At 45.9% G+C, this 13,320-nt stretch carries 11 protein-coding genes; 4 read left to right on the top strand and 7 right to left on the bottom strand.

Annotated elements, in window-relative coordinates; all coding sequences use genetic code 11:
- Nucleotides 1-97 precede the first annotated feature (97 nt).
- Nucleotides 98-1,738: a DUF3352 domain-containing protein gene (locus I1H34_RS03145; protein WP_212664306.1), complete on the top strand. Its 1,641-nt coding sequence runs from the start codon at nucleotides 98-100 to the stop codon at nucleotides 1,736-1,738.
- Nucleotides 1,739-2,216: 478 nt separating this feature from the next.
- Here the strand turns inward: I1H34_RS03145 and I1H34_RS03150 are convergent, their stop codons facing one another.
- Nucleotides 2,217-3,029 carry a M15 family metallopeptidase gene (locus tag I1H34_RS03150; protein ID WP_212664307.1) on the bottom strand — a complete coding sequence of 271 codons (813 nt, stop codon included), beginning with the start codon at nucleotides 3,027-3,029 and terminating at the stop codon, nucleotides 2,217-2,219.
- Nucleotides 3,030-3,093: 64 nt separating this feature from the next.
- A complete protein-coding gene (locus I1H34_RS03155; protein WP_212664308.1) occupies nucleotides 3,094-4,932 on the bottom strand; it encodes a protein kinase domain-containing protein in 1,839 nt (612 codons plus the stop codon).
- A gap of 147 nt (nucleotides 4,933-5,079) precedes the next feature.
- Between I1H34_RS03155 and I1H34_RS03160 the strand changes: the two genes are divergently transcribed.
- Both I1H34_RS03160 and I1H34_RS03165 read left to right on the top strand, forming a co-directional pair.
- Nucleotides 5,080-6,003, top strand: a complete 924-nt coding sequence (locus I1H34_RS03160; RefSeq protein WP_212664309.1) for an o-succinylbenzoate synthase — start codon at nucleotides 5,080-5,082, stop codon at nucleotides 6,001-6,003.
- Entirely contained in the window at nucleotides 5,996-7,453 is a 1,458-nt protein-coding gene (locus tag I1H34_RS03165; protein ID WP_212664310.1) for a 2-succinylbenzoate--CoA ligase, read from the top strand. Before I1H34_RS03160 ends, I1H34_RS03165 begins: the two co-directional genes overlap by 8 nt.
- A gap of 491 nt (nucleotides 7,454-7,944) precedes the next feature.
- Here the strand turns inward: I1H34_RS03165 and I1H34_RS03170 are convergent, their stop codons facing one another.
- The 4 genes from I1H34_RS03170 to I1H34_RS03185 all read right to left on the bottom strand — a co-directional run bounded on the left by I1H34_RS03170 (nucleotide 7,945) and on the right by I1H34_RS03185 (nucleotide 10,897).
- A complete protein-coding gene (locus tag I1H34_RS03170) occupies nucleotides 7,945-8,724 on the bottom strand; it encodes an HAD-IIB family hydrolase (RefSeq protein WP_212664311.1) in 780 nt (259 codons plus the stop codon).
- Nucleotides 8,725-8,762: 38 nt separating this feature from the next.
- Nucleotides 8,763-9,221 carry a TM2 domain-containing protein gene (locus I1H34_RS03175; RefSeq protein ID WP_212664312.1) on the bottom strand — a complete coding sequence of 153 codons (459 nt, stop codon included), beginning with the start codon at nucleotides 9,219-9,221 and terminating at the stop codon, nucleotides 8,763-8,765.
- Nucleotides 9,222-9,472: 251 nt separating this feature from the next.
- Entirely contained in the window at nucleotides 9,473-10,108 is a 636-nt protein-coding gene (locus I1H34_RS03180; protein WP_212664313.1) for a PEP-CTERM sorting domain-containing protein, read from the bottom strand.
- A 510-nt stretch (nucleotides 10,109-10,618) separates the two neighbouring features.
- The gene (locus tag I1H34_RS03185) at nucleotides 10,619-10,897 is read right to left on the bottom strand and encodes a helix-turn-helix domain-containing protein (protein ID WP_235107168.1); all 279 of its coding nucleotides are present in this window, start codon (nucleotides 10,895-10,897) and stop codon (nucleotides 10,619-10,621) included.
- A 602-nt stretch (nucleotides 10,898-11,499) separates the two neighbouring features.
- On the opposite strand from I1H34_RS03185, the gene I1H34_RS03190 reads away from it, so the two are divergent.
- Nucleotides 11,500-11,916 (top strand): hypothetical protein, encoded by a 417-nt coding sequence (locus I1H34_RS03190; protein ID WP_212664315.1) that lies wholly within the window; start codon nucleotides 11,500-11,502, stop codon nucleotides 11,914-11,916.
- A 229-nt stretch (nucleotides 11,917-12,145) separates the two neighbouring features.
- On the opposite strand, the gene I1H34_RS03195 is transcribed toward I1H34_RS03190, so the two are convergent.
- Complete coding sequence (locus tag I1H34_RS03195; protein ID WP_212664316.1) at nucleotides 12,146-13,207, bottom strand: DUF3474 domain-containing protein; 1,062 nt, start codon at nucleotides 13,205-13,207, stop codon at nucleotides 12,146-12,148.
- Nucleotides 13,208-13,320: the final 113 nt, after the last annotated feature.

Below are 13,320 nucleotides of genomic sequence, written 5' to 3' on the forward strand. Positions count from 1 at the left end.
TCAAAAGGTTCGATTCAAATCTTTTTTTCGGCTTCAGATAATCGGTTTTTTCTGTTTCACCCACGCGATCTAATTTTCTTTTTTGAGGAGATATTTAATGGCAACCAAATGGAAACTGATTGTTCCTGGAATTATCGCGGGTGCAGTCGCGATTGGGGGAATTGCTGCATATTTTTACCTGAAAGTCATTCCTGCCCAAGAAGGAACCAGTCCAGTCGCCAGTGCAAAAATTGTGCCCGATGAAGCCTGGATGGCAGGCTATGTTGATATTACGTCTGACTCTTGGGATAAGCTGAAAGATTTTGGTACGCCAGAAGCCCAAGATATTGTGTTCGGTGGTTTCGACACGATGACTGCTGACATCAAAAAAGAGTTAGCAAAAGATAAGCTGGATTACGATAAGGACATCAAGCCTTGGCTAGGCAGCGTCATGTTTGCAGCGGTTCCTGCGAGCGAAGACCAACCCACTCCTAGTATGTTGATGGTCATTGGCATTAAAGACAAAGTAGAAGTCTTAAACTTTGCCAATAAGATGAAAGACAAGGAAGATCTAGACGTCAAAGAGACTGACCATAAAGGCGTCAAGATTTTAGAAATTGATAATTCAGGCTCTCCTAGCTTTGTGGCGATTCTCGATAATCACCTAGCCATGTCTGACAATCAAGATGTTGTCAAAAAAGCCATTGATTCATCGAAAGGTGATCCGTCCTTGGCCTCTGATGGTGAGACCCGGAAGATCCTGGAAGAAAGCATGAAGATGGACAACCCCGTTGCTCAAATCTTCATCCCCGACTACGGGAAACTGATTACGCAGGCGGCAGCTTTCAATCCCAGTAATCCGCTTCCTCCTCAGCTAAAGGATCAACTGAATCAAATTAAATCTGTGTCGGTCGGCATGGGCATTGACAATGAAGGCGTTCGGTTCCGAGCCGTGACCAAAGTCAATCCCGACTCCTTTAAATGGGAATTTAAGCCAGTTCCCGGCAAAATTATTTCCCAGTTTCCGGCCAATACCCTGTTATCAGCTAATGCAGGAGACCTGAGCAGCCAGTGGAATTACGCCCTCGAGCAGCTAGACAGCGTACCTGAATTTAAAGAAGGCTTAGATGAAGTCCGGCAGCAGATTCGTCAAACCACCCAGCTTGATTTGGATAAAGACATTATTGGCTGGATGGATAAAGAAGTGGGCCTAGCACTCATTCCAGGAAATCAAGGTCTCTTGCAATCCGTGGGCTTTGGTGGAACCTTGATCTTCAAAACAAGCGATCGCGCCAAAGCTGAGGCAACCTTTGCCAAACTGGATGACCTAGTCAAACAAAGCAATGTCCCTGTCAACAAGAGCAAAATTGGCAATGTTGATGTGACTCAGTGGCAGTTTCCGCCGACTAAAGAAACCCTAGCCGGCCATGGCTGGATTGATGAGGAAACAGTGTTCTTCGCCATTGGTGACCCCATCATCAAGGTCATGGCTAAACCCGAAAAAACACTGGATCAGAGCGAGACATTTAAGTCCGTCACGCGAACCTTACCCGAATCGAATTCAGGTTACTTCTTCGTCAATATGGATGAAGCGAACAAAGTCATTTTGACTAATCCGGCCATTACCAGCCAAGGTCTGATTACGCCTGAAGTCGAAGCGGTTCTCAAATCCATTCGGGGCATTGGTGTTGCCAGCACCCAAATGGATAAGTCTACCTATACAGGCGATGTCCTCTTAGCACTGAAGCCCAAATCATAAGAGTCATAGTCTGATTTTGATGAGAGCTAGTTGGGTTATTCTCGACTAGCTTTTTTGTTGCTAAAAGACGAGCAGTAAAGCATTGATCATCTACTTGATCGCCTATATTGATATGTCGAGATTAATGAAGGTGCGGGTATTCAAACGTCAATTTAGTAATACGAGAACCATCCCGTATATTGCATCCTAGCCATTGATCAATAAGCATCCGTAACTCTCAACGGAACTGGGGTAAAGTCCTGAACGACTTCCTGCAACGAAATCTGTCAGGTTGGAGTAGCCAAAATTGAGGAATTAATGCCAGTCCCATACCCTCAACACTTCCTACTGGCATCTCATAAGTGTCTCTCATTCCCACTGGAGCATCAACTCAACTCTAGCTATTCAGAGGTGAGGGCAACATTATGTCCATGTGGAGAATTACTCCTGACGGTTTCGGGAGTTTGTCGGGAGCTACCCTAACCGGTTAAAGAAACGATTAGAGATTACGGGCACTAGCAAACTGTACTGCTGCCCGAGACGTGCCGATATATCGCCAATGCCAAGGCTCAAAATTAACCCCTTGGGCGTTGTTACGAGGAAATGAAAGTTCAAATCCATAGTTTCTGGCATTGTTAGTTAACCAGTCATAAGCTGTCGTGCTTTCAAAGGCCACCTTGAGATCTTTTTCCGGCTGGTTGCGATCGCCAATGTCGATTGCATATCCGGTGTGATGCTCACTAAATCCAGGAGGGGCGCTGAGTTTGGCGGCTTTTTCTTCGCTTCCTAGTTTTTGTACTTGTTTATCGAACAATTCTTTTTGGTCGTTAACGGAACGAAACCCCGAAATCGGCTGAAGTGTGAGACTTGCATCAGCAGCAGCATTAACTAATTTGGTAAAGGCTGTTGCCGCTTCTTGATCCAAAGACTCACTACGACGATACGTTCCCCGCACAAAATCCCCAACATTAATCAGTCGGTTACCTGCATTTTCTGCATAGGGAAGATGACCATAGTAGTTGTTAGGTGCTGAAGTGACCGGTGCTGCTGGAGCGTTCGCTGGGGAGGGAGCGTTAGAGATGGAGGGCAAGTTCTCATACAGCGGTGATGTGGGATTGCTCGTCGGAGGGGACGATGCTTGAGGTACTTCGACAGGGGGGGGAGCTGGCGGTGGCGGTGATTGCTCTTGTGATACGGGTGGATCAGCAGGGACCAGTTGGAGGCTAGCCGCTAGCCAGACAATAACCGCTGTGGTCAAAATGCTGATCACCACAAACTGGAACTGGCCGAAAAATTTTTGAAACCCTTTCATAAGTCTATTTGCTGCCCCATTGATAGACAGTAACCACAATAATTGAGAATAGAAGCGTTAGGGTCTAATCTCGTTGAATAAGTTGGGCCGCAATCCAGCCCCGTACCCCTGACTGAGGAAACAATACCTCATACCAGAGGTAGCCACCGCCATCCTTACGTTGACCGACAATGCGAACGCGATCGCCAGGGTAAGCCATATGTTTAGTCGAGAATTTTGTCCCCGGCCCTGTCCGAATATTTTTACTTTCTGGGCTTCCTACTATCGCCGCATTGGTGTTCGAAGGCGTGGGCGTGGGCGTTGGTTTTGGAGAGGGTTGCGCGGCTTGATCAGCTTTAACTAACTGTGCTGCAATCCACCCCTGTGCCTGGGATTCAGGAAAGTAGACGTTATGCCAGAGGAAGCCGCCCTGATCGCGATCGCTTGTAACAATCGTGATCCGATCGCCTGGGTAAGCCAGATGGGTTTGAGCATAGTTTGTCCCGGGACCAGACCGAATATTTTTGGAACCAGGATCTCCTGCAATCCGGGCATTCGTTTGATCGGCATTAGGGGGTAATGCGATCTCAACCGGAGGAGGTGGGATGGGTCGAGTCACCTGGCTTGTACTGTCATTGGTGGGATTGGACGGGGACGTACTCACGGCTGTATCGGACGTAGAACGGTCTGTATCTGCAGTGGGTGAAGGTGAATTGCGAGTGAGTAGATCCGAAACCTGACCTCGCAAGAGGACTGCACTCACCAATACAAATACCCCAATCACACTTCCTGTGAGGATGGCTTTTTGCCATTCTGGAAACCGAGCTGGGTTGACGGTGGGGGGTACGGATGGGTGTTGCGGAACAACGGCTTGAGTCGGCTCAGATACAGCTGGTTCAGAGGAAGCTGAAACAGGAGTTTCGGCGGTAGGAATGGAGGGCTGTTGGAGGGTATGAGAGACGATATCTGTGGCTTCTACACCCACTGGAGTGGTGGCTTGATTAGCGAGGATCTCTAGATTCTGGGCACTTGCGTCCTGGACGACATCCACCACATGGGTTGCCGGGAGCACCAAATGATTCATCATGGCTACCGCACTGAGAAACCGTTCATTGGGCTGAGGGTGAATGGCCTGACTCAGGGTGGCAGAAAATTCTGAGGTGAGATTAGGCACTAAATGCTGCCAAAGAAGCATCCCCGTTTGCGGATCGGTTTCGAGTTCTTGAGGGATTTTAAGGGTGAGGAGATAGATGGCCGTGAGACCCAAGCTATATAGATCACTGCTGTAGACCGGACGTCCTGCCAGTTGCTCCATAGGCATATATCCGGGGGTTCCTACCACAATGGAGCGATTCGTTTGTCCTTGGGAATTCACTACCGTGCTCATGGTCTCTTTAACGGCCCCAAAGTCGATTAGGTTGGGTATTCCGTCCTTTTGGCGCAAGATAATGTTGTCGGGTTTAATATCTCGATGAACAATCCGCTGTTGGTGAATATAGTCGATGACCGGCAAGAGCTTGATCAAGATATCTCGCACTTCTGCCTCACTGAGGGGGCCATGCTGCATTTTCTGGGTCAGGGTTTGACCCGCCACCCACTCTTCCACCAGGTAAAACTGGCCGGCTTCTTCTAAAAAAGCGTAAAGCATCGGAATTTGGTCATGGCTTTCTCCTAAACGCTCTAGGATGGCAGCCTCCCTCTGAAATCGATCCTTCACCAATTGGTAAATCTGAGGATTATTATCAATGGGCTTCAACTGCTTGATCACGCATTGGCGGCGGGAGGGCATTTGAGTGTCTTCTGCCAAAAAGGTGGTGCCAAATCCACCATCACCAAGGACTTTAATGACCCGGTAGCGGTTATTGAGTAAGGTTGGGGTTTGAGGGGTTTGCACATTGGGAGTATTGGTACCGGAATTCGTCATGCATCCACCTGGCTGTCGAGAAATTATATGAGGAAGCCTTCATCCCACAATAGAGGCTACCTCTAGAATGTGCAGTGATCGGCTTCGATCTGTCATGTGATTTAAAACAATGCCGAGGCGAGTCGATCAGCTATCAAAGTCAAGACTATGCAATTTTCCTATCAAACCTATCAACGATCGTTCCAGCAGCCCTTACAAACGCGTTATGGTCGGTGGTCTGTTCGTCGGGGTTTGATCGTCACTTTAGAGGATGATGCTGGCAATATCGGCCAAGGTGAAATTGCTCCCCTATCGTGGTTTGGGTCTGAGACTTGGGAACAGGCTCAGGACTATTGCCAGCAACTGCCACCCCAGTTAACAGATACTCAAATATTGTCTATTCCAGATCACTATCCGGCTTGCCAGTTTGGATTGGGTTCAGCTTGGGAAGCGTTAACTCAAAATTCAGTATCAGCCTCTGTCCAGCCTAATATCTGTGGACTATTGCCAACCGGGAGGCAAGCCTTGTCTGCAGTTTCACAGTTATGGGAGCAGGGCTATCGAACCCTAAAGTGGAAAATTGGGGTGGAGGCTCCCGAACAAGAACAGGCAATTTTTCAGCAGTTGATTGGATCTTTGCCTCAGCAAGCCTTGCTCCGCTTAGATGCCAATGGCGGTTTAACCGATGAGTCTGCTTGTAGTTGGCTACACCTGTGTGATCAAGTTGCAGGCCAAATTACCATTGAATATCTGGAGCAACCGCTATCCCCTGAGCAATTTTCTGCCATGTTGTCCTTAAGTCAGCAGTTTCAAACCCCCTTGGCCTTAGATGAGTCGGTGGCAACGCTATCTCAGCTACACCAGTGTGTTCAACAAGGATGGAACGGCATTTTCGTCATTAAACCTGCTATCTGTGGTTATCCTCATCGCTTGCGCCAGTTTTGCCAATCCCATCCCATTGATGCGGTGTTCTCTTCTGTATTTGAATCAGAGGTTGGGCGGCAAGCCTGTCTAAGATTAGCGGCAGAACTCTCGAATCCCCAGCGGGCCATTGGATTTGGTGTTCGTCATTGGTTGTCACCGGATGAGTAATACATCGTTCCCGGTGGATTCAGTTAAGCCTACTAATGCTCACGTGTTGGGTTCTCCCCAAGAGATATGGCAAAGGCAGGACTGGATTCTGGGCCTCAGTGATCAGCTTTTGTTAGAGCAAATTCAACAAAGGCAACAGGAGCTACAAGACGTTATTGATCGAGAGAGATATCCCAGAGTTCTGTTAATCCAGTCCGATCCCTTAGAGTTCTTGGCTGGCTTGATGGCGGCTTGTTTATGTGATTGTCCTGTGTTTCTCGGGAATCCCCATTGGCAACGCTCTGAATGGCGGCAGGTGTTGCATTTGGTTAAACCCCATGTCATTTGGGACGCCTCTCAGCTGCCACAGCTGGATATCCCCGAACCAACCCCAGCTAAGCCGGAAGAAAAGGGATGGATTTTGGTTCCTACAGGGGGCTCATCGGGCCAAGTTCGATTTGCGATTCATACTTGGGCTACTCTAGCCGCTTCGGTTGAAGGCTGCCAACGTCATTTTTTTGGTGATGAATGGGGTGCCATCCATTCCTGCTGTTGGCTACCGCTGTATCACGTCAGTGGGTTGATGCAGTTTATGCGATCGCTACTCTCATACGGCAAGCTAATCCTCCTCCCTCGCCACTGTTTTTCCCCCACTCCCTCCTTAACTCCAGACGTTGCAGCTTTTCTGGATTCTCAATCTGAGCAGCCCCATCCGTATTTTCTCTCCCTTGTTCCCACCCAACTCCAACGACTCTTGCAACAGAGCGACTCTCGCATACAGTGGCTGGCGCGATTTCGCACCATTCTGGTAGGGGGAGGTCCTACATGGCCTGCTTTACTACAGGCGGCTCGTCAGCATCATTTACGTCTGGCATTAACCTATGGAATGACGGAAACGGCAGCTCAAGTCGCCACCTTAGATCCAGATCAATTCCTTCTAGGTGCCGCACATAATGGCCACATTTTGCCCCACGCTCAGATTGCGATTAAAGATGAGCAACATCAGGGCGTGCTGGCCCATCAAACTGGACAGGTGGTCATTGAAAGTACCTCTCTTTGTAAGGGATATTACCCTCAACTATTTGTCTCTGATCACAAATTTTTTACGGATGATTTGGGGTATTTCAATGACCAAAGAGAGTTGCATATTGTGGGTCGTTTAAGTCGCAAGATTATCTCTGGGGGTGAGAATGTTTTTCCTGAAGAAATAGAACGGTTAATCCTGGGTACAGGCATAGTGAAAGATGCCACGGTTTTTGGCCAACCCCACCCAGATTGGGGTCAAAGTATTACAGCAGTTGTGGTCCCTGCAGTAGACTCCTTTTCCCTAGCCGCATTGCAAGTTTTGCTGAAGACTCAACTCAGCCCCTTTAAACAACCCAAGCAATGGCATGTACTACCCAGACTGCCCCGCAATCCTCAAGGTAAAATCGACCAATCCCAGCTTAGAAAAGTACTTCAGGCTCATTAGTAGGAGTTAGGAGACGCAAATTCTGGCGTTAACCCATCTAATTTTATTGATATGTTTCACTCTGTTAACCCCCGCAAATAAGAGTGAACTTTAGTAAAATAACTGAGTCAGTCCTGGGGGTTAATGTTAGATTAAACCCAGGTACAAAAAGTCAAAGTTAACAAGTAACCCCAGAGCACGTCAGTACCTCCTACCTCTGTTCTGAAGAGCAACCTTCTTCCTGAGAACTTACGATTTGTGGTCATCCTTTTCTATACGAAAAAGCTGAAGACCAGAACACTTATCTAGTAAAGATATGTAAGACTTACCTCTTAGAACTGTTGCTGTTGTTAATGTCCACTTTAGTTGTTTTTTTCTTGTACACTCTATCTATTTTTTCAACTCTGAGCAAACATACATTCTCGGTTTCTATAGGATTAAGGGTTTGGTTGCAATAAGCCAAACCCTTTAGCCGTTTTAGAGGTGTTTGTCATGCTCGAATAAAGCTTGAATTAATGTGTGAGTAGCCGTTGAGTAATTTCGATAAATCCTAACCCCTCCGCTGCTTGGGTTATCGCTTGGGGATGGTGGTCAATCTGTTCCAGATAGTGAGACAAATTGGCAACGCCGACTGACAGAGGAAAAACTTGAGGGTCAAAGAGATCTTGATCATTGGGGCTATCGCCAATCGTCAAGATTTGGGCTAACTCATATTGCTCAGGCAAGTGATGCTCGAGTACGGTTAGTAGCCCTGCTTGCTTGTTCTGGCCTTGGGGTTTGATGTGGCACTGCACTGTACTATAGGTAAAATCAAATCCTTCAGTGGCGCAGAGATTCGCCATCTGATCTAAATCGACCGGATCGAAATCAGGATTATCAAAGGTCCAATCTGTGATCCTGAAAGCGTTGTCAGCCGTAGTCCGTAGATGCGGGAAATGAGTTTGAAGCATACGAAAGGTATTGGCTAAGTGAGCCCGGTGATCTTTGAGGCCAGGAATGTCTGAAAGTACTTTCCCGGGGGTATCGGGTTGGTGAAAGAAAAGGCCGCCATTTTCTGCGATCGCACCTTGTATCGGCAAATAATGGGCGAGTCCGCTGACCCAACCCGCCGATCGACCCGTCACAATCACAACAGCAAACCCGCTATTTTGTAAGTCCCACAATGCTTGACCAAAGATAGCTGGGAATTTACCGTCTACAGTTAGAGTGCCATCCATATCGGTTGCAATCAGTTTGATGGTATTGAGCTGCTGTGCAGGAAGATCTGCAAATGGTGTGATGGAGTGGCTCATGGACAATTCGTGCAGGGCGGTCTTATTCTACAGTGCGATTAGACCGCCTTATAAATGACGGCACCATCGGACTCGCGATTCCCAACAACCAATAGTTCGGCCAAACACAGCTCTTGGACTTTGGATTTGACCGTTTCAGGACTTGTTTCGGTCGCAATTACGCAATCACTCAGGGTGGCCCCCCTCTGATCTCGACAAATCTTTAGAATTTGCACATCCAGAGGTGGACTCGTTTGCCCATAAGTACTGACATCTCTCACAATAGTGGGTTGTGTCGTGGCATCAGCTGAACTATAGAGTAATCTCTGCTTCAGATTTTTATGGTCAACCATCTCTGGAATTAAAAAGAGATCGACCACTTGGCCAATGCCGAGAAATCCGAAGGTACAAAAGTAGAGAATGCCGCTAACGGGTTTGCCTAGGTAGAATCGGTGAATCCCACAGATGCCAAAGGTAGAGAAAAACCAAAGGAGATAGGCGGTACCATTATTAGCCATTGGGGTGTTACGACCTTTGCTGTCTCGAACACTATTCTTCAATTCTAGCTAATGAGGAATTGCAGCAGAATCGCAATCTTTACCTTTCTACAGAAAAGCAAGGGACTGGTCCCCCCTTCACAATCTCCAACGGAAGCGTAATAGATCCCTGGTCTAAGATTATTTATTCAAAACACGACGGAAATCTACCAGAAAACAGATCATTCATCTGCATAGGCTAGGGATCTATTATGCTTCCGTTGCTACTGAGGCTACAAAGTGCACTTGGATTTATTCTGACGGACAAGATGTGACCATTTTCTTTTGGCGAAGATACCAAGACCGATGGTTATAATGCTGCCCAAGAAAGTACTAGGCTCAGGAACAGTCACGAACTCAGGAGAACTAGAACCGTTAAACAATCCGCACAGTGAACCAGGAGAACCATCACAGACTCGTACGCCTCCGCGAAGTTGAATGTTGCTGAAGGCACCAGGACCCGTAACGTAACGCGGGCCAAATAAGCCGGTAGTGGGCCTTAAAGTACTAATTCCTTCCCTGAACCTAGTATTGCCATCGCCCAAGGGACCACCATCTAAGTCATAGACAAGACCAAATAAGTCTCCAAATCCATAAGTTGTCGGTGGTGTTAACCGATTCCCAGAAAAAGTGACCCTGAAGTCCGAAATTTCACGGAAGTTTTGGGAGCCTCTAAAATACGCAACTTGACCATCGCCATCAAGGTCATCGGCGATGAAAAAACCTTCAGTGTAAGCGCCTTCATCAAAACCATCTTGTCTGAAGTTATAGGTTAGGGAGGCTGCTGTTGCTGGGGATATAAAGCTCAGAACCAAGGTGCATGAGGCATATGCACAGGCTGCTATTGTCAAAAACTTTGAGTTCTTCATGTTTAAATCTCAGATTCTCGATCATTAAAGACTCAGGAGATCGAAAAGACTAGCAATATTATAGTTAATGCTCTATTTCTACTGTAGAGATTATTTCCTCGTATTTAGGATTAAAAGAACATAGTTCGATATCTGATGGAGGTACTGCTCTCTTAAGAACTAATAAATCCATTAGGCTCCTTTCCAGTAGGATATGCTAGCTGTTCTCCTACAAAAACTCCTAGAAGTTTTTCTGGATTTAGGTTTGATATCCCTATCACTTTTTAAGAGAGCAGTGCTGGAAAGGTCATCACAGCTGATCCATGGATATTGTCATAGCCACTTGACATAACTGTTGTCCTCCAAAACAGTATTGATGCAGCAGTTGGATGAAAGTTTCTGATTTTGTGCTGGGCATCCGTGAAACTTGAAATCTTGAAGCCTCTGCTACAAGAGTGAGAAGAATACTCAAACCAGGCTACTTCGCTCATGGGTTTGGGCAGTAAGTCTAGGAGTGTATGCAGAAGCCGTTTACTCTTCTAAGCGAGTGATCAAAACTTTTAGCTCTTCAGCTAATTCTTGGCTAGTAATCTTTTGCTCAGTTTCACTAGTATCATCCATAAACATATTGCCTTTGCCTGTCAATAGCCAATCGATAGATACCTGATAATAGGTATTGAGCAAAATTAGAAAATCAATATTGAGTAAATAATCACCACACTCACAGCCTGACCACTGTCTGACCGAGATAGAAAGATTTTTGGCAATTTGAACTTGGGATAACCCCAGATGAGCACGTAGCTGCTTCATTCGTCTGCCAATTTTCTGGGCTGCAATATGAATTATTAGCTGATCTTTTTTCCCGAGTTGCTTGCGAGGCATAGCAGAGTGGCAGATTAGTTTTTATGTTATTAGAGATATTGAAAAGGACTAAAATTATAGTCATCTAATCTAAAAGGCGATAGAAAAAAAAGGTAATTAGATGACAAAAGATTGTCTAAATATTTTTCAACAAACATATTTTAGACGTAATCCTCTAACGAGTTCTATGTAGGAATACGGATTCTTTTGCAATCACAGGCACTCTAAATGGAGAAAGCGTCTCCGTGAAAACACTGAATTTTTCGGAAATGGTGCATGATTATTGAGTCATATTGCCTACTGTAGGGGTGCCACTCCGTATATTCACGGATACAATAGAAAGAACATTTATCAAATGGCATAGGTGGTGATTGCACAGGACGCGATCATCTATGACATAGAGAAGTCTTTAGCCCCTGTTTGGGAGAACACTCTAATCTTTAGGATTTAGCAAATCATTCGCTTAGCTTTTGCGAGCGTTTATGCTATCTCAGGGCTAGAAAAAGACATACATTAAAGAAAACATTATCTAGTTGTTGTTAGACATAGCAATGGACACAATTCAATACAAGCGATCTACAAAGGGCTGTCAAACCAGACGGATAGCAGAACAGAGACATTCAAAGCTTCAGCCTTCTTTCACGACGAGGAGTAGCCTTCTGGAATCTTCTTATAAAGCCCAACTAGATTTAGCTGTCAAAGGAGTGTTGTTTGAAAGCCTATACCCTCTCAGTCGAGATGAAATTGCAGAACGAATGACGTGGTTAATGGCAGATACCAAATATGGCAAAATCAATCGGGTCTTTGCATCTCTTCAGCGCTTGATTACTAGCAAGTTGGTTGCAGCGACTCGCGTTGTTGATCAAGGAAAGGAGGTGACTAAATATCTTCTGAATCTCCCCTATGAAGAATTGCAAAAAGAGCGGGCGGCAAGGGTGAGAATTCAGCAGTTTCAGTGTAACGAATAGAAATCTTTTCTATTGGTATCGAAAGCAAGACGATACATCCTGAATAAAAAATCAAAGAAAGAGGACTGATAACCAATCCTCTCTCTTTTGTGTCACTTACAAGTAACTAAGAAGCGTATATTAATTTCGAAGTGCGCTGTTGACGGATGTAATTTACCTCAGTCTTATTCCCTCATTTTATTTTTTGAACGAATGCTGCCTTAAGAGAGGCGAAAGAAAGGAGTGAAACTTAGGATTTGGAGTCAGATTGGTAGTAAACTTTCTCTCCATGATCAGGAACGTATCGGCAATCTCTCAAGGCAATCCATAAACTCTTCCAAATGGGATCTGGAGACTTCTGATAGTACTCACCTAAGAGCGGCTTAATGGCTTTGGTTGCCGTCAGCAAATGATAGTGAGGCATGCCTAAGAAAATATGGTGGGCGACATGAGTGCCAATATTGTGATGGATGGGATTGATAAACCCATAGTCATGGTCGATGGTAGAGAGTGCACCCTTGAGAAAATACCAATTGTCATTGGGGTACCAAGGTACACTCGGGACGGTATGGTGCAACAAAGTAACGACGTCTAGCCAAACAATGAAAACAATATAGGGAACGAGATAATACTTGACTAGGAATAACCAGCCATTGGTGTAAGTGAGAACTGCTAAAAAAGCGATCATTGCTCCCCATAAGACCGTACTGGTGATGACATCCCATTTCTCGGAAGGCTTGAATAAGGGGCTACTAGGCAGGAAATGAGATCCCTTGCGTCCAGGTGACCGCTTGAATAGATAGATGGGATAGGCCAGTAGGGTCAAATAGTAACGGACAAATTTGACATCCTTCGGCATCTCTCGATATTGAGTTTCCGTGGGAGGGTACCAACTTTCATCCGTTTCGATATTGCCTGTATTGGCATGGTGGGTACGGTGACTAATGCGCCAACCATGAAAAGGCACCAAAATTGGCGTATGGCTGAGATGTCCGATCAAATCGTTCAGCCGCCTGTGTTTGGAAAAAGAACGATGACCACAGTCGTGTCCCACAACAAATAACGCCCAAAACATTGTGCCTTGAGCTAACCAAAAGATGGGCCAGAACCATAGGGCATTAATTTGATGGGCAATGGCGTATAAACCAGCGATAATACCGATATCTAAAAAGAAATATGAAAGAGATCGCCAGGCTGAAGGCTCAAAGCAATGAGGGGGAATGGCTGCCTTTACCTCTTGAAGGGTAAAGGGTAATTCTCTAGACCTAGAGACGGCGGGGCCTTTGGTTTCAACACCAGTAGAGTTTTGCACGAAAAAATACTGCTTCCTTACGCTGTAGTGACCGAGTCTCATTCTATCTCTTAACAAGTCGTAATCAAAGTTAAGCAATGACTCCCATGAAAGTTTACAAATTGAAATAGTAT

Source organism: Acaryochloris marina S15 (assembly GCF_018336915.1).
Lineage (GTDB): Bacteria > Cyanobacteriota > Cyanobacteriia > Thermosynechococcales > Thermosynechococcaceae > Acaryochloris > Acaryochloris marina_A.